This is a genomic window from Microbacterium sp. Root166, from assembly GCF_001427145.1.
Taxonomy (GTDB): Bacteria; Actinomycetota; Actinomycetes; order Actinomycetales; family Microbacteriaceae; genus Microbacterium.
Genome location: NZ_LMGL01000001.1, coordinates 634,229 through 650,564, shown reverse-complemented (window position 1 = coordinate 650,564; position 16,336 = coordinate 634,229). Strand labels below are relative to the sequence as shown.

The window sequence follows — 16,336 nt, the reverse complement described above, 5'->3', positions numbered from 1 at the left end:
GCATCCGATTCGGGATGCCGGACCCCGCGGGTTCGCCGTCAGGCGCCGCCGAGGGCCTCGGTGACGACCGCGCGGGCCTCCTCCTGGACGGCCGCGAGGTGCTCGGGCCCGCGGAGGGACTCGGCGTAGAGCTTGTAGACGTCCTCGGTGCCGGAGGGCCGGGCAGCGAACCAGGCATGCTCGGTCTGAACTTTCAGGCCGCCGATCGCGGCGCCGTTGCCCGGCGCGTGCGAGAGCTTAGCCGTGATCGGCTCGCCGGCCAGCTCGGTGGCCGTCACCGCCTCGGGGGCGAGCTTGCCGAGCGCCGCCTTCTGGGCGGGCGTGGCCGGGGCGTCGACCCGCTGGTACGCGGACGATCCGAACTGCTGCTCGAGCTCGGCGTACCGCTGCGAGGGCGTCTTGCCGGTCACCGCGAGGATCTCGGCCGCCAGCAGGCAGAGCAGGATGCCGTCCTTGTCGGTCGTCCACACGGTGCCGTCCTTGCGGAGGAACGAGGCGCCCGCCGACTCCTCGCCGCCGAACGCGACCGACCCGTCCAGCAGGCCCGGCACGAACCACTTGAACCCGACCGGGACCTCCAGCAGGCGACGGCCGAGCGACTCGGCGACGCGGTCGATGATCATCGACGAGACGAGCGTCTTGCCGATCGCGGCATCCGCCGGCCATCCCGGCCGGTTCGCGTACAGGTAGTCGATCGCGACGGCGAGGAAGTGGTTCGGGTTCATCAGGCCCGCGTCGGGCGTGACGATGCCGTGCCGGTCGGCGTCGGCGTCGTTGCCCGTGAGGATGTCGTACTCGTCACGGCGGGCGACGAGCGATGCCATCGCCGAGGGCGAGGACGGATCCATGCGGATCTTCTCGTCCCAGTCGAGCGTCATGAACTTCCACGTCGGGTCGACGTCGGGGTTCACGACGGTGAGGTCGAGTCCGTGCATCTCGGCGATCAGGGCCCAGTACTCGACGGAGGCCCCGCCCAGCGGGTCGGCGCCGATGCGCACTCCCGCACGGCGGATTGCCTCGACGTCGATGATCTCGGCCAGGTCGCGCACGTACGCGTCGCGGAAGTCGTAGTCGCCGATCGCGTCGGCATCGAGGTCCTTGAACGCCTTCCGGGCGACGCCGTCGAGACCCGAGGCGATGAGCTGGTTGGCGCGGTCGGCGATCCAGCCGGTCGCGTCGGTGTCGGCGGGGCCGCCGTTCGGCGGGTTGTACTTGAAGCCGCCGTCGCGCGGAGGGTTGTGGCTGGGCGTGACGACGATGCCGTCCGCGCGGCCGGGGTCGGCGGCATCCCGTCCCTTGTTGTACGCGAGGATCGCGTGGCTCAGAGCCGGGGTCGGCACCCACGAGTCGCGGGAGTCCACGCGCACGTCGACGCCGTTCGCGACCAGCACCTCGATGGCGCTGCGCTCGGCCGGCAGGGACAGCCCGTGCGTGTCGCGCCCCAGGAACAGCGGTCCGCCGATGCCCTGGGCGGTGCGGTAGTCGACGATCGCCTGGGTGGTGGCGAGGATGTGCACCTCGTTGAAGCTCGCCGCCAGCGACGAGCCGCGATGGCCGCTCGTGCCGAACGCCACTCTCTGCTCGGGCACTCCAGGGTCGGGCTTTACGTCGTAGTAGGCGGAGATCAGCTCATCGATGTCGATGAGATCCGATGCTTCGGCAGGCTGTCCGGCGCGAGTCATGGTCCCAGTCTGCCTGTCCCGGCGGGCACGCGCACCGGGAGAGTCGGACGGTTACCGGCGGTCGCTAGGCTGGCCCCCGTGACTTTCGACGCCGCGCCCCGCCGCACCTACAGCTATCTGGGCCCGGCCGGCACCTTCACGGAGGCCGCGCTCGCGCAGGTTCCCGAGGCGCGCGGCCAGGAGTGGCGCTCGGTCCGCAACGTCGGCGAGGCGCTCGCCGACGTGATCCAAGGCCGGTCGGACGCCGCGATGATCGCGATCGAGAACTCGGTCGACGGGGGAGTGTCGACCGCGCAGGATGCCCTGGCCACCGTGCCCGGACTGCGCATCGTCGGCGAATACCTCGTGCCCGTCGAGTTCGTCCTGGTCGGCAGGCCCGGCGCACGGCTCGAGGACGTCTCGGTCATCGCCGCGCACCCGGTCGCCTATGCCCAGTGCCTGCAGTGGCTCGGACGCACGCTGCCCGCGCACGCGCACATCCCGGCCGCCAGCAACGTCGCCAGCGCGATGGGCCTGATCGACGGGTCGAGCGACGCGGATGCCGCGATCGCGCCGCCCGGGATCCTCGAGCACCACCCGCTCGAGCTGCTCGCCTCGGCCATCGGCGACAACCCCGATGCCGTCACGCGCTTCGTGCTCGTCTCGCGCACCGTCTCGCCGCCGCCGCCCACCGGCGCCGACAAGACGTCCCTCATGGTCGAGCTGCCCGACGACCACCCCGGCGCGCTGCTCGAGATGCTCGAGCAGTTCGCGACGCGCGGCATCAACCTCTCGCTCTTGGCGTCGCGGCCCATCGGCGACGCCCTCGGACGCTACCGGTTCGTGATCGACGCCGACGGGCACATCGAGGACGAGCGCATGGCCGACGCGCTGCTGGGGCTGCGCCGCTTCAGCCCCAAGGTCGTGTTCCTCGGCTCGTACCCGCGCGCCGATCGCGCCGTGGTCCGCTACCCCGACCGCTACTCCGACGACGTGTTCGTCGAGGCCCGCGACTGGCTGCGCGGTCTGCTCAGCGGCGAGCCCGACGAGTCATGACCGGCGTGGGCGACGCGTTCGCGTTCGATCCCGGGAACGAGGTCCACGCCAGGACGCTCCGGCGGCTCGAGACCGAACAGGTCGCGTGGTTCGGCACGATCGGGCGTGACGGGTTCCCGCACGCTGTGCCGATCTGGTTCCTGTGGCGCGACGGCCGTGCGCTCATCATGAGCGAGCCGGCGACCGCGAAGGTGCGCAACCTCCGCGAGAACGATCGGGTGCTGCTGCACCTCGAGGCGGGGCACGACGGCGAGCAGCTCACGGTGCTGCGCGGCACCGCGGCCATCTCACCCGACCCGTCGTCGGCCTGGGTCGAGCGGATCGGCGACGCCTACACCGCGAAATACGACGCGTGGCTTCAGCGGCTGAACCTCACCACCGCGACGATGGCCGAGAAGTACTCCGTGATGATCGAGGTCACGCCGCTCAAGCTCATCGCCTGGTAGAGGACAGGCAGGTCGAGGCATGCCCGCGCCGTCGAAGCATGCGGATGATCGGCCTGCTTCGGCGACTCTTGCGTGCTTCGGACCGATGAGCGTCGTCAGGACAGGTGGAGTTCGGCGGCGAGCAGCTCGAGCGTCTGGACGCGGCCGGGTGCGGCATCCATCGGCTCTTCGTCGTACGAGCCCGCGATCGGCGAGATCATGACCTCGTCGACGCCGTGCTTCGCGGCGAAGGCGCGCAGCTCTGAGGCCACGGTCGCTCCGGTGCCGACGAACCACCCCTGACGCGCCGAGGCCATCAGGGAATCTCCGAGCCCGTCGAAGTCGGCGGCGCCGGCGATGGACTGCTCGACGGTCTCGAGCGCGATGAGCGGCCGGTTGCCGCGCAGCCGCGCCATCATGCGCAGGTTCGGTAGGGCGCGCGCTTCAGCCTCCTCGGCCGTCGTAGCAGCGAGCACATTGGCGGTGAGGAAGGTGCGCGGCTCGGGGTGCGCCTCGCTGGGCTGGTACGTCGTGCGGTACAGGTCGAGCGCGCGCTCGAGGCCCTGGCCCGAGAAGTGGTTCGCGAAGACGTACGGCAGACCGACGGATGCCGCGAGCTGCGCCGAGTAGTCGCTCGAGCCGAGCAGCCACACTTCGGGAACCGTGGTCGCCGCCGGTGTCGCGTGGACGTCGTAGGTTCCGCCCGAGGTGAAGCGCACGGTGGCTCCGTCGGGCGAGACGAGCGACACGATGTCGCGGACGTGGTCGGGGAACCGCTCGACGTCGCTCGTCGTGCCGCTCTGGCGCAGCAGCTGCGTGATGACCGGGTCCGATCCGGGCGCCCGGCCGAGGCCGAGGTCGATGCGGCCGGGAGCGAGCGCCTCGAGGGCGGCGAACTGCTCGGCGACCACCAGCGGGGAGTGGTTGGGGAGCATCACGCCGCCGGACCCCAGGCGGATGCGGGCGGTGCGGGCGGCTGCTGCGGCGACCAACACCGGGGGTGTCGTCGAGGCCACCGCCGGCATGTTGTGGTGCTCGGCGAACCAGTACCGGCGGAAGCCGAGGGCATCCGCACGCCCGGCGAGGGCCAGGGATGCCGCGACCGCCTGGGCGCTGGTCTGCCCGGCTCGCACGGGAACGAGGTCGAGCACGGACAGGGCCAGGGCGTCGGAAGTCATCGTGAAACCCGAACCGCGCACGCGCTGCCCCTATTCCTGAGCATCCATTCGCGCGCATCCATTCCTCAGCATCGCCTGAGGATTGACCGAAAGCGGTGTCCCCCGTTTGGGGGACAAGGTCTTCGTGTGGTCTTATTAGCGAAGAGATGCCGGGTCAGGGGGGCCAGGGCTGCGCGACAACATAGTCGCCGCCCGCATCGAGGACGGCTGGGCCACATGCTCCTGGGGCGTGGCTGACGCCGTCCCAACGCAGGGCACGTTCGGCGTGCCCGCAACGGGGGGTATCTGATGTTCAATTCGCAAGGTCGTGGGATCGGTCCCATGAAGACGGCGCTGATCACTGGATCGATCATCGTCGCCGGTGTGTTCGGTGTCGTCCCCGCGGCTGTCGCCGCCGGTCCCGGCGCCGCCGGGGCTTCAGAAACTACGCCGGCCACGCCGGGCACAGCCGGCACGCCGGCCACGCCCGCGACGCCGGGCAACCAGGGCAACGCCGGCAACGCCGGAAACGCCGGCCAGGGCAATGCTGGTAACGCCGGCAACCAGGGCAACGCCGGCAACGCCGGCCAGGGCAATGCTGGCCAGGGCAATGCTGGCAACGCCGGGAACCAGGGCAACGCCGGGAACCAGGGCAACGCGGGCAACGCCGGGAACCCCGGCAACGGCAACCAGGGCAATGGCGGTGACCAGGGCAACGCGGGCAACGCCGGTAACCAGGGCAACGCGGGCAACGCCGGGAACCAGGGCAACGCGGGCGACGCCGGGAACGCTGGCAACGCCGGGAACCAGGGCAACGAGGGCGATGCGGGCGACGCGGGCAACGCCGGGAACCAGGGCAACGCCGGGAACCAGGGCAACGAGGGCGACGCCGGGAACCCGGACAACGGCAACCAGGGCAATGAGGGTGACCAGGGCAACGCGGGCAACGCGGGCAACGCCGGGAATCAGGGCAACGCGGGCAACGCCGGTAACCAGGGCAACGAGGGCGACGCCGGGAACCCGGGCAACGGCAACCAGGGCAATGAGGGTGACCAGGGCAACGCGGGCAACGCCGGTAACCAGGGCAACGCGGGCAACGCCGGGAACCCGGGCAACGGCAACCAAGGCAATGGCGGTGACCAGGGCAATGCGGGCAACGCCGGTGACCAGGGCAACGCGGGCAACGCCGGGAACCCGGGCAACGGCAACCAAGGCAACGAGGGTGACCAGGGCAACGCCGGTAACGCGGGAAACCCCGGTAATGGCAACCCCGGTAACGGAAACCCCGGTAACGGGGGCAACCCCGGTGAGCCGACCGATCCCACGGTTCCCGTCCCGCCGGCACCTCCGGCGCCGATCCCCACGCTGCCGACCGAGCCGACTTCCCCCGCGGCTCCGTCCGACCCGGCCGAGCCAGGCGGCTCGAGCCAGCCCAGCAGCTCCGCGACTCCGGCCGGCTCGGGTGAGCTCGCAGCCGCGGCATCCGGTACTGAGAGTCTCGCTGTGACCGGTCAGAACCCTCTGGTCGTCAGTGGTCTCGTGGCCGCCGGTGCTCTCGTGCTCGCCGCCGGCGCAGGACTCGTCCTGTTCGCCCGGCGTCGGGTTCTCGGCACCGACTGACCGATCAGCACCGACGGGTGCGTCGTCTCCTCGGAGGCGGCGCGCCCGTTTTGCGTTCTCAGGCCGAGCCGCGCCAGACGACCGGGCACTCCAGCACCCGCCCGCCGGACTCGGGGTCCTCACCCCGCAGCTGGCGCAGCACCGACTCGGCGGCGGCGCGGCCGAGCTCGGTGGCCGGCTGGTGCACGGTCGACAGCGGCGGGTCGCACCGCAGCGCCCAAGAGCTGTCGTCGAAGCCGACGACGCCGACGTCGCGGGGGATGACCTTTCCGGCCGCCTGCAGCACATCCATCGCCCCGGCCGCCACCGCGTCGCTCGAGGCGAAGACTCCGTCGATGTCGGGCGCCCGCTCGAGCAGGGCGCGCATGCCGGCCTGGCCGTCCGAGTAGGAGTACAGCGGCACCCGCTCGACGAGATCCGGATCGAACCCGGCGCCGAGCGCTTCGGTGAACCCGGCCAAGCGGTCCGAGCCGGAGTCGCGGTCCAGGGCCGAGGCGATCATGCCGATCCGACGGCGGCCGGTTGCGGCCAGGCGGGTCGTGATCTCGCGTGCGGCGCCGTGGTTGTCGATCGCGACGTACGCGGCTTCGCCGATGTCGCCCGGGTGTCCCACGAATGCCGCGGGCAGATCGAGGTTGGCGACGGCGCGCGTGATCGGGTCGCCGACCCGCGCCGAGACGATGATCACGCCGTCGATGAGACCGCCGCTGAGGTAGCGCGCCAGCCGTTCGATGTCGCGGGTGCTGTCGGCGATGAGGAACGACAGCTGGTAGTCGGCCTCGGAGAGCGCGGCGTTGGCGCCGAGGAGGATCGAGCCGATGTTGGGGTCCTCGACGAAGAGCGAGTGCGGCTCGTGCACGATGAGGCCGATGGCCTGGGAGCTCTGCATCACGAGGCTGCGGGCCGCCCGGTTGGGCACGAATCCGACCTTGGCGATCGCGGCGTCGATCGCGGCGCGGGCCTCGTCCGAGACGTAGGGCTGCCCGTTGAGCACGCGGCTGACCGTGCCCCGTGACACGCCGGCCTCGGTCGCGACATCCTTCACCGTTGCGCGTCGCCTGCGACCGTTGCTGTCCACGTGCCCCATCGTATGTGCACGCGCACATCCCTTGTGGGAACTGTTGACAACACGGTGAGCCGTGCTTAGTGTGTACACGTTCACAGAATCTCAGCGCCGAGACGTTCGCTCAGATCTGTGCACGTTCACAGATCTGAGGAGAACATGACGTCCGCGGCCCGCCCCTTCGAGCACGACGGCATCGCGTTCGGGTGTGACTACAACCCCGAGCAGTGGACGCCCGACGTGTGGGACGAAGACATCCGCCTCATGGGCGAAGCCGGCGTCGACCTCGTGGCCGTCAACATCTTCGGCTGGTCGCACCTCGAACCTCGCCGGGGCGCATACGACTTCGCCGCCCTCGACGACATCATCGGCCGGCTCCACGCGGCCGGCATCCGGGTCAACCTCGGCACGGGCACGGCATCCCCGCCGGCGTGGCTGACGCGCGCCGAGCCCGACATCCTGCCGATCGCCGAGGACGGCACCCGCCGCTATCCCGGCGGTCGCCAGGCGTGGTGCCCGAGTTCGCCGGCGTTCCGCGAGGCCGCGCTGCGGCTGGTGGATGCCGTCGGCCGTCGCTACGGCGATCACCCCGCGGTCGCGCTGTGGCACGTCTCCAACGAGCTCGGCTGCCACAACGCCCTCTGCTACTGCGACGCATCGGCCACGTCCTTCCGCGAGTGGCTCCGCGCCCGGTACGACACCCTCGACGCGCTCAATGCGGCGTGGGGCACGGCGTTCTGGAGCCAGACCTACGGCGAATGGGACGAGATCCTGCCGCCCCGCGCCACGCTCTCCACGCGCAACCCGGGCCAGATGCTCGATTTCCACCGCTTCAGCTCGGACGAGCTCCTCGGCTACTACCGCGCCGAGGCCGACGTGCTGCGAGGAGTCAGCGCGATCCCGGTCACGACGAACTTCATGGTCACCGCGCACATCGAGAACCTCGACTACTGGTCGTGGGCGGACGACATGGACGTCATCGCCAACGACCACTACCTCGATCATCGGCTGGCCGACCCGACCGCCGAGCTGGCCTTCGCCGCAGACCTGTCGCGCGGGCTCGGACAGGGTGCTCCCTGGATCCTCATGGAGCACTCCACCGGCGCAGTCAACTGGCAGCCGCTGAACAAGCCGAAGGCCCAGGGCGAGATCATCCGCAACTCGCTCACCCACGTCGCCCGCGGGGCGGACGGCGTGTGCTTCTTCCAGTGGCGCGCTTCGGTCCAGGGCAGCGAGAAGTTCCACTCCGCGATGCTTCCCCACGCCGGCACCGATTCCGCCGTGTGGCGCGAGGTCGTCGAGCTGGGCGCCATCGTCGATCGTCTCGGCGAGGTGGCGGGCTCCCGCGTCGAGGCGCAGGCCGCCCTCGTGTTCTCGTGGGAGTCGTGGTGGGCGACGCAGACCGATTCGCGCCCCAGCCAGTCGCTCGGCTATCTCGATCAGGTCCACGCGGCGTACGGAGCACTGCACGCGCTCGGCCTCACGGTCGACATCGTCGCCCCGGGCGCCGCCCTCGACGCCTACGCGCTCGTGGTCGTCCCGGGCCTGCATCTGGTCCGCGCGGCCGAGGCCGCCGTCGTCACCGACTGGATCGCGGCGGGCGGCACGGCGCTGATCACCTTCTACTCCGGCACCGTCGACCAGGACGACCGCGTCTGGACCGGCGGCTACACCGGACCCTTCCGAGAGGCGCTCGGCATCCGCGTCGAGGAGTTCGCGCCCGTCGCGCCCGGCACGACCCTGCAGCTCGACGACGGCTCGACCTCGACCCTGTGGTCGGAGCGCGCCCAGCCCACGACCGCGGCGGTCGCGGCATCCTTCACCGACGGTCCTTCCGCGGGCAGCCCCGCGATCACCCGCAACGCGTGGGGCGATGGCGCGGCCTGGTACCTGGCTACCCAGCTCGAGCCGGCGGGCTACCGCGATCTGATGGGCCGGATCGCGGAGGAGGCGGGCGTCCGTCCTGCCGCGAGGGTGACCGGCGGCGGCGGCGCGATCGAGATCGTGCGCCGCCGGGCGGCGGATGCCTCGTATCTGTTCGTCGTCAACCACGGGGATGCCGCTGCATCCGTCGAGGTGTCCGGACACGAACTCATCACAGAGATGCCGGTCGCAGGGAACGTCGATGTTCCCGGCGGCGCCGTGCGCATCATCAGAGAGGAGGCGGCCGCATGACCGCCACAGAAGTCCTCGTGACGCGGAGCGACCGCAAGGCGCGCGCTCCCCGCCCGGCTAAGCCCGAGCGACGTCGCACGCCGCACAAGGGCGCGATCGCGATCTTCACCGGTCCGTTCGGCGTGCTGTTCCTGCTCTTCTACCTGATCCCCATCGGGTACGCCGTCTGGCAGTCGCTCCTCGTCGTGCAGCGCGACGGCACCTACGGCGCCCCCGAGGAGGTGTTCGGCGGCCTGACGCAGTACGCGCTGGTCTTCCAGAACGCGCCGTTCTGGGACTCCGTCGGCCGCGTGCTGGTGTTCGGCGTCGTGCAGGTGCCGATCATGCTCGGCCTCGCGCTCCTGTTCGCACTGCTGCTGGACTCGCCCGTGCTCAAGGGCAAGAAGTTCTTCCGCCTCGCCTTCTTCGCGCCGTACGCGGTGCCCGGCGTCATCGCGGCCATCATGTGGGGCTTCCTGTACTCCCCCAACCTGTCGCCGTTCACCGACGTCACCCGGACGATCGACTTCCTCTCGCCCGAGCTCGTGCTCTGGTCGATCGCCAACGTCGTGACCTGGGTGTTCGTCGGCTACAACATGCTGATCATCTACTCGGCGCTCCTCGCGATCCCGTCCGAGGTCTACGAGGCCGCGCGCCTCGACGGCGCCGGACAGCTCCGCATCGCGTGGTCGATCAAGATCCCGATGATCGCGCCCGCCCTCATCCTCACCGCCGTGTTCTCGATCATCGGCACCCTCCAGCTCCTCGCCGAACCGCAGGTGTTCCGCTCATTCAGCGCGGCCGTATCGAGCACCTACACGCCCAACATGACGATCTACGCGACGAGCTCGATCCCCAACACGCACCTTGCCGCGGCCTTCTCGGTCGTGCTGGCGCTCGCGACCTTCGTCCTGTCATTCACGTTCTTGAAGATCACCCAGCGGAAGGCGGCCGACTCATGAGCATGCTCACCCGCACGCGCGGCGCGACCGCCGACGACCTCAACCCCTCACGCGGACCCCGCGAGAGCATCCTGTCCCGCGGCGCCGCCCTCGTCGTCATGGGCGTGTTCACGCTCTACTTCCTGGTGCCGATCTGGTGGCTGTTCATCGCCTCCACCAAGGACCGCGGCGACCTCCTCACCACGAACGCGCTGTGGTTCTCGGACTGGAACTTCTTCGCGAACGTCGGCGACCTGTTCGCGTACAACGACGGCATCTACCTGCGCTGGCTGGTCAACAGCCTCGGCTACGCCGGCATCGGCGCGCTGCTCGCGACGGTCGTGGCCGGGATGTGCGGCTACGCGCTGGCGAAGTACCGGTTCCGGGGCCGCGAGGTGTTCTTCAACGTGGTGCTCGGCGGTGTGCTCGTGCCGGCCACGGCGCTGGCGCTGCCGTTGTTCCTGCTGTTCAGCCAGGTCAACCTCACCAACACGTTCTGGGCGGTCCTGCTGCCCAGCATCGTGAGCCCGTTCGGCGTCTATCTCAGCCGCATCTACGCAGCGGCGAGCGTGCCCGACGAGCTCATCGAGGCCGGACGCATCGACGGCGCGGGGGAGGTGCGCACGTTCTTCACGATCTCGATGCGCCTCATGACCCCCGCCCTCGTCACGGTGTTCCTGTTCCAGTTCGTCTCGATCTGGAACAACTTCTTCCTGCCGCTGATCATGCTGCGCAGCCAGGAGCTCTTCCCCGTCACGTTCGGCCTCTACTCGTGGAACACCCAGCTCAACCAGATCCCCGAGCTCCGCACCTACGTCCTCGTCGGCTCGTTCCTGTCGATCGTGCCGCTCATCATCGCGTTCCTCCTGCTTCAGCGCTTCTGGCGCAACGGACTCGGCACCGGGTCCGTGAAGTGAATCCACGCCGACGGCTCGCGCCCCGGCATCCCTGAAATCCCGCATCACCCGATCAGTAAGGAAGATCATGCAGCACTCCAAGAGGGCAGTCGTCACAGGCGTCGCACTGCTCAGCGCGCTCACGCTCGCCGGTTGCGCCGGCGGCGGAGGCACCGACGGCGGCGCGGATGCCGCGTCCTGCGCCCCATCCGAAGGCGACGTGACGCTCGAGTTCACGTCCTGGATCCCCGGCATCGAAGACGTCGTCGCGCTGTGGAACGAGGAGAACCCCGACATCCAGGTCGAGGTCCAGACCGGTCCCAACGGCAACGGCGGAACGTACAAGAGCTTCTTCAGCCAGCTCGAGGCGGGCAACGCGCCCGACCTCGGCCAGATCGAGTACGACGCGCTGTCGAGCTTCCGCGTGCAGGACGGCCTCGAGAACCTCGCCGCGTGCGAGGACATCGTCGCCGCCGAAGAGCAGTTCATCCCCTGGACCTGGGGCCAGGTCACCCTGGGCAGCGAGGACGGCGTCTACGGCGTGCCGCAGGACTCCGGTCCCATGGCGCTGTTCTACCGCTCGGACCTGTTCGAGCAGAACGGCATCGCCGTCCCCACGACGTGGGAGGAGTACAAGGCCGCCGCCGTCAAGGTGCGCGAGGCCGGTGGCTACATCACCAACTTCTCGACCGCCGACATCAACCAGTTCGCGGGCTTCGTGTGGCAGGGCAACGGCGACTGGTTCACCAACGACGGCGACGAGTGGACCGTCGATTTGACCGGCGACACCTCGGAGACGGTCGCGGCCTACTGGCAGGAGCTCCTCGACGAGGACCTCGTCGCCACGTACCCGGCCTGGACCGAGGAGTGGAACAACGCCTACAACTCGGGCGAGGTCTGGACCTGGAACTCCGCCGTCTGGGGCGCCAACTCGATCTCGTCGGGCGCACCCGACACCGCCGGCAACTGGTCGGTCGCGCCCTCCCCGCAGTGGGAGGCCGGCGACACCGCCTCCGGCAACTGGGGCGGCTCGTCGATTGCCGTGTTCAAGGGCACGGAGCACCTCTACGAGGCCACCCAGTTCGCGCTGTGGCTGAACACGTCGGACGAGGCGCTGACCGCGCTGAACGAATCGGCGAACATCTACCCCGCGACGACGGCCGGCCTCGACCTGCCCTCGCTGCAGGAGGGCGTCGAGTTCTACGGCGGCCAGAAGATCTACGACGTGTTCGCCGAGGCGGCCGGTCAGGTCAACCCCGACTTCGTGTGGGGCCCGACCATGACCCAGACCTACGCGGACGTCTCGGACGGCTTCCAGAAGGCGGTCACGGGTCAGGGCACGCTGCTCGAGGCGCTCGAGGCGGCTCAGGCGTCGACGATCAGCACCCTCAAGGCGCAGTCGATCCCGGTCGCGGAGTAGAGTCCGCCGCGTGATCCATCACCTCCGCGCCGCGGGAGTCAGCCTCGTGCTCGACTCCCGCGGCGCGGGCGTTCCCGCCGTGGTCCACTGGGGCCGCGACGCGGGCGCCCTCTCGCCCGCCGACCGCACCGCGCTCGCCGACGCCGTGGTGCCGGCGGTGCCGCCCAGTTCGGTCGACGTGCCGCTGCGGCTCACACTGCTGCCGTCCCTCAGTGACGGATGGACGGGGCATCCCGGTGTCTCCCTGCCCGAGGTGCGCACTGCGCCCCGGCAGCTGTCGACGACGCGCGACGGCGACGTGATCGTCGTGCGCAGTGCGGTGGCGGATGCCGTCATCACGACCCGCCTCGAGCTCACGGCGCAGGGCGTGCTGCTGCTCTCGCACGTCGTGCGCAACGACGGTGCCGAGCCGCTGCTGCTGACGGCGGGCGACGTGGTGCTGCCCGTGCCCGACCGCGCTCGCGAGGTGCTCGACTTCTCGGGCCGCTGGGCGGGGGAGCGCCGCCCGCAGCGCACGCAGCCGGGCCAGGGTGTCTGGCTGCGTGAGACCCGGCACGGCCGCGGCGGGCATGACGACCCCTTCCTCATGGTCGCCGGCACCCCGGGCTTCGGCTTTGCATCCGGCGAGGTGTGGTCGACGCACGTCGCCTGGAGCGGCGACACCCGGCAGTGGTTCGAGCGGTCCGACCTCGGGCCGTCGGTGCTCGGGGCGGGGGAGCGCGTGACCCCGGGGCCGCTCGCCCCGGGATCGGAGTATGCGACGCCGACGATCGTCGCGACGTGGTCGGATGCCGGGCTCGACGGCCTGTCCGACCGGCTGCACCCCTGGATCCGCTCGTGGTCGACCATCGACCGGCCGCGACCGGTCACCCTCAACACCTGGGAGGCCGTCTACTTCGAGCACTCCCTCGAGCGCCTCGAGCCGCTCGTCGAGCGCGCGGCCGAGGTCGGCGTCGAGCGGTTCGTGCTCGACGACGGCTGGTCCCTCGGCCGCACCGACGACCGGCGTGCGCTCGGCGACTGGACCGTCGACCCGATCCGCTGGCCGGACGGTCTCGGGCCGCTCATCGAGCGCGTGAACGCCGCGGGCATGGAGTTCGGGCTGTGGGTCGAGCCCGAGATGGCCAGTCTCGACTCTGACCTCGTGCGGCGGCATCCGGAGTGGCTGTTGACGCCCTCGGACACCGTCACCTGGCGCTGGCAGCACGTGCTCGATCTGTCGCTGCCCGAGGTCGAGCAGCACCTCTTCGAGCGTCTCGACGCCCTGCTCACCGAGTACGCGATCGCGTATCTCAAGTGGGATCACAACCGGGATCTGCTGGTCGACGCCTCGCGGCCCCAGGTGCTCGGGCTGTACCGGCTGATCGATCGCCTGCGCGCGGCGCATCCCGGCGTCGAGATCGAGTCGTGCGCGTCGGGCGGCGGCCGGATCGACCTCGAGATGCTGCGTCGCGTCGACCGCGTCTGGACCAGCGACACCAACGATCCGCTCGTGCGCCAGGCGATCCAACGGTGGACGGGCGTGCTCGTCCCGCCGGAGTACCTCGGCGCGCACGTCGGCGACGCCCGTGCGCACACGACGGGCCGCGTGGCGGGGCTGGGGTTGCGCCTGGTGACGGCACTGTTCGGGCACGCCGGCATCGAGTCCGACCTGACGCGGGTGGCGCCCGAGGATCTCGAGGCGGTGCACCGGTGGGTCTCGGTGCACAAGGACCTTCGGACGCTGCTGCACTCGGGACGCGTGGTGCGGCTCGACGGCGCCGACGACTCGGTGCTGGTGCACGGGGTCGTGGCTCCGGATCTCGGGACGGCGGTCTTCTCGTACGTCGTGCTCGATGCGACCGACACTGCGCTGCCTGCGCCGCTGCGGCTCGCCGGGCTGGACCCGGAGCGCCGCTACCGCGTCGCGGTGCTCGACATCGGTGCGCCGTTCTCGGTGCTGCAGGACGCCGCCCCGCCGTGGATCGCCGGGGGCGTCACGCTGCCGGGCGCCGTGCTGATGGGTCTCGGTCTGCCGATGCCCCTGCTCCTGCCCGGCAATGCGGTGGTGCTGCGGGTCGACGCCGTCGGTCTCACCCACAGCGTCCCCGCCGAGGCAGGCGCCGGCGACTGAGGCATGCCGGTGATCGGCGTGCTTCAGCTGGTCGCGCGTGCTTCAACCGGTAGCGCGTGCTTCGCCCAGTCGTGCGTGCCTCGATGACGGGGTCCCGCGGCGCCTTGCTTCACCACGTCGTACGCGGTGAGGCAGGCGCCGGCGAGCGAGACATGCCGCTGATCGGCGTGCTTCAGTTGTTCGCGCCTGCTTCACCGGGATCAGCCCCGCGGCGCCCGCTTCACCACGTCGTACGCGTCCAGGGCGGCCTGCCGGGTCGCGCGCAGGTCGACGATGGGCTCGGGCGGGTCGTCGCCGAGGTGCTCCGGCGCCCACTGCCGCACGTAGTGCCCGTCCGCATCGAACTTCTTCGCCTGCAGCTCGGGGTTGAAGATCCGGAAGTAGGGTGCCGCGTCGGCGCCGGACCCCGCGACCCATTGCCAGTTGAAGGGGTTGTTCGCGGCATCCGCGTCGACCAGCGTGTCCCAGAACCACTCCTCCCCGTGTCGCCAGTCGATCAGCAGGTTCTTCACGAGGAAGGATGCCGCGACCATCCGCACCCGGTTGTGCATGTAGCCGGTGTGCCACAGCTCGCGCATGCCCGCGTCGACCAGGGCGACGCCGGTGCGGCCGTGCTGCCACGCCTCGAGCTGCGTCGGATGCAGCCGCGGCCACGGGAAGGCGTCGAACTCGCGACGCAGGTTCTTCGTGGCGAGGCCGGGGAAGTGGAAGAGCGTGTGCCACGCGAACTCGCGCCATCCGAGCTCCGACAGGAACCGGCCACCCCGCCCGTCCTCGAGCGCCTGATGCCAGACGGTGTGGGGGCTGAGCTCGCCCCACCGCAGCCTCGGCGAGAGCAGCGACGTCCCGCCTGCCGCCGGCTCGTCCCGGGCGCGGTCGTACGAGTCGAGGTCGTCCGACAGGAACTCCCGCAGTCGTCGCCGGGCCGCGGGCTCGCCCGGCTCCCACGTCTCGCGGAGTCCGCCCGCCCAGTCCGGCCGGGCGGGCCGCAGGTCCCAGTCCTCGAGCTCATCAGAACCGAGCGGATGCCGCGGCCCCGCGACCTCCCTCGGCTCGGGCAGCGGCGCTCGCGGCGCGGGCAGCGCCAGGCAGGCCCGCCAGAACGGCGAATAGACCGAGAAGTGCGTGCCGGCGCCGGTCGTGACGGTCCACGGCTCGAAGAGGAGGGACGCCGCGAAGGAGGCGACGTCGACCCCATCGGCGCGCAGCGACGTCTTGAGGAAGGCATCGACGTCGCGCTCGGGCCCGCCGTAGCGGCGGTTCCAGAACACCGCGCCGGCCGCGGCATCCGTCACGGTCTGCGCCACGACGCGGGACGCCGGTCCGCGCCGCAGCACCAGGTCGCCGCCGCGTTCACGCAGGCGTTCGCGGAGCGAAGTCAGCGAATGGTGCAGCCACCAGCGGGCCGCACCGCCGAGGGGGCGGATGCTGGGCGACTCCTCGTCGAGGACGTACAGGCCGATGACCGGCTCGCCGCGGTCGAGCGCCGCGCGCAGCGCGGGGTTGTCTGCCAGGCGCAGGTCATCACGGAACCAGACGATCGACGGGGACGTCACCCCTCCATCCTTCCGTGGACGCCGGCAGCAGGGGCCGGTCACGCGCCTCGCGTTGAAGATGCAGGAGAAACGGCATCGACTCACGAGTTGGCGACGGGTCGCACGGCGTGTCTCCTGAATCTGTGACTCAGGGGGCACCCGTGGCACGCTCGGCCACGGTGTCAGGGCCGACGAATCCGGCGGTGGAAGTTAATCCCGGCTCATCGTGGTCGTCGGCAAGTGGGAGCGCTCCCCTCGATCGCTTCGTCCGGCACGGCTGCACCACCGGCCCGCA

Annotated in this window: 12 protein-coding genes; 8 read left to right on the top strand and 4 right to left on the bottom strand. The window is 70.6% G+C overall.

The genetic code is table 11. The features are described from left to right. Positions 1 to 38: 38 nt before the first annotated feature. Entirely contained in the window at positions 39 to 1,682 is a 1,644-nt protein-coding gene (pgm, locus tag ASD56_RS02890) for a phosphoglucomutase (alpha-D-glucose-1,6-bisphosphate-dependent) (protein WP_055960932.1), read from the bottom strand. A 78-nt stretch (positions 1,683 to 1,760) separates the two neighbouring features. On the opposite strand from pgm, the gene pheA reads away from it, so the two are divergent. Together pheA and ASD56_RS02880 are read left to right on the top strand one after the other, a co-directional pair. After that, complete coding sequence (pheA, locus tag ASD56_RS02885) at positions 1,761 to 2,717, top strand: prephenate dehydratase (RefSeq protein WP_055960929.1); 957 nt, start codon at positions 1,761 to 1,763, stop codon at positions 2,715 to 2,717. Beyond that, positions 2,714 to 3,163, top strand: coding sequence for a pyridoxamine 5'-phosphate oxidase family protein (locus ASD56_RS02880; RefSeq protein WP_055960926.1), 450 nt, complete (start codon positions 2,714 to 2,716; stop codon positions 3,161 to 3,163). The genes pheA and ASD56_RS02880 overlap by 4 nt, the downstream gene beginning before the upstream one ends. A 95-nt stretch (positions 3,164 to 3,258) precedes the next feature. On the opposite strand, the gene ASD56_RS02875 is transcribed toward ASD56_RS02880, so the two are convergent. Further along, positions 3,259 to 4,320, bottom strand: coding sequence for an MsnO8 family LLM class oxidoreductase (locus ASD56_RS02875; protein WP_055963522.1), 1,062 nt, complete (start codon positions 4,318 to 4,320; stop codon positions 3,259 to 3,261). A gap of 321 nt (positions 4,321 to 4,641) precedes the next feature. On the opposite strand from ASD56_RS02875, the gene ASD56_RS02870 reads away from it, so the two are divergent. Next, positions 4,642 to 5,919 carry a hypothetical protein gene (locus ASD56_RS02870; RefSeq protein WP_055960925.1) on the top strand — a complete coding sequence of 426 codons (1,278 nt, stop codon included), beginning with the start codon at positions 4,642 to 4,644 and terminating at the stop codon, positions 5,917 to 5,919. A gap of 58 nt (positions 5,920 to 5,977) precedes the next feature. Here ASD56_RS02870 and ASD56_RS02865 read toward each other — a convergent pair whose 3' ends face one another. Then, on the bottom strand, positions 5,978 to 6,997 hold the full coding sequence (locus ASD56_RS02865; protein ID WP_442922372.1) for a LacI family DNA-binding transcriptional regulator: 1,020 nt from the start codon (positions 6,995 to 6,997) through the stop codon (positions 5,978 to 5,980). A gap of 144 nt (positions 6,998 to 7,141) precedes the next feature. On the opposite strand from ASD56_RS02865, the gene ASD56_RS02860 reads away from it, so the two are divergent. From ASD56_RS02860 to ASD56_RS02840, 5 genes are all read left to right on the top strand, one after another. Continuing rightward, the gene (locus ASD56_RS02860) at positions 7,142 to 9,157 is read left to right on the top strand and encodes a beta-galactosidase (protein ID WP_055960921.1); all 2,016 of its coding nucleotides are present in this window, start codon (positions 7,142 to 7,144) and stop codon (positions 9,155 to 9,157) included. Further along, positions 9,154 to 10,098 carry a carbohydrate ABC transporter permease gene (locus ASD56_RS02855; RefSeq protein ID WP_055960919.1) on the top strand — a complete coding sequence of 315 codons (945 nt, stop codon included), beginning with the start codon at positions 9,154 to 9,156 and terminating at the stop codon, positions 10,096 to 10,098. Before ASD56_RS02860 ends, ASD56_RS02855 begins: the two co-directional genes overlap by 4 nt. Then, the gene (locus ASD56_RS02850) at positions 10,095 to 10,994 is read left to right on the top strand and encodes a carbohydrate ABC transporter permease (RefSeq protein WP_055960916.1); all 900 of its coding nucleotides are present in this window, start codon (positions 10,095 to 10,097) and stop codon (positions 10,992 to 10,994) included. Before ASD56_RS02855 ends, ASD56_RS02850 begins: the two co-directional genes overlap by 4 nt. A 67-nt stretch (positions 10,995 to 11,061) precedes the next feature. Next, positions 11,062 to 12,393: an ABC transporter substrate-binding protein gene (locus tag ASD56_RS02845; RefSeq protein WP_055960914.1), complete on the top strand. Its 1,332-nt coding sequence runs from the start codon at positions 11,062 to 11,064 to the stop codon at positions 12,391 to 12,393. Between the two features lie 10 nt (positions 12,394 to 12,403). Next, on the top strand, positions 12,404 to 14,506 hold the full coding sequence (locus ASD56_RS02840; RefSeq protein WP_055960913.1) for an alpha-galactosidase: 2,103 nt from the start codon (positions 12,404 to 12,406) through the stop codon (positions 14,504 to 14,506). Positions 14,507 to 14,706: 200 nt separating this feature from the next. Here the strand turns inward: ASD56_RS02840 and ASD56_RS02835 are convergent, their stop codons facing one another. Continuing rightward, positions 14,707 to 16,062 (bottom strand): cryptochrome/photolyase family protein, encoded by a 1,356-nt coding sequence (locus ASD56_RS02835; RefSeq protein WP_055960911.1) that lies wholly within the window; start codon positions 16,060 to 16,062, stop codon positions 14,707 to 14,709. Between the last annotated feature and the right edge of the window lie 274 nt (positions 16,063 to 16,336).

Coding starts and splice junctions, on each gene's coding strand:
- pgm (WP_055960932.1), bottom strand. CDS start 1,682: ATGACTCGCGCCGGACAGCCTGCCGAAGCATCGGATCTCATCGACATC.
- ASD56_RS02880 (WP_055960926.1), top strand. CDS start 2,714: ATGACCGGCGTGGGCGACGCGTTCGCGTTCGATCCCGGGAACGAGGTC.
- ASD56_RS02875 (WP_055963522.1), bottom strand. CDS start 4,320: ATGACTTCCGACGCCCTGGCCCTGTCCGTGCTCGACCTCGTTCCCGTG.
- ASD56_RS02870 (WP_055960925.1), top strand. CDS start 4,642: ATGAAGACGGCGCTGATCACTGGATCGATCATCGTCGCCGGTGTGTTC.
- ASD56_RS02860 (WP_055960921.1), top strand. CDS start 7,142: ATGACGTCCGCGGCCCGCCCCTTCGAGCACGACGGCATCGCGTTCGGG.
- ASD56_RS02855 (WP_055960919.1), top strand. CDS start 9,154: ATGACCGCCACAGAAGTCCTCGTGACGCGGAGCGACCGCAAGGCGCGC.
- ASD56_RS02850 (WP_055960916.1), top strand. CDS start 10,095: ATGAGCATGCTCACCCGCACGCGCGGCGCGACCGCCGACGACCTCAAC.
- ASD56_RS02845 (WP_055960914.1), top strand. CDS start 11,062: ATGCAGCACTCCAAGAGGGCAGTCGTCACAGGCGTCGCACTGCTCAGC.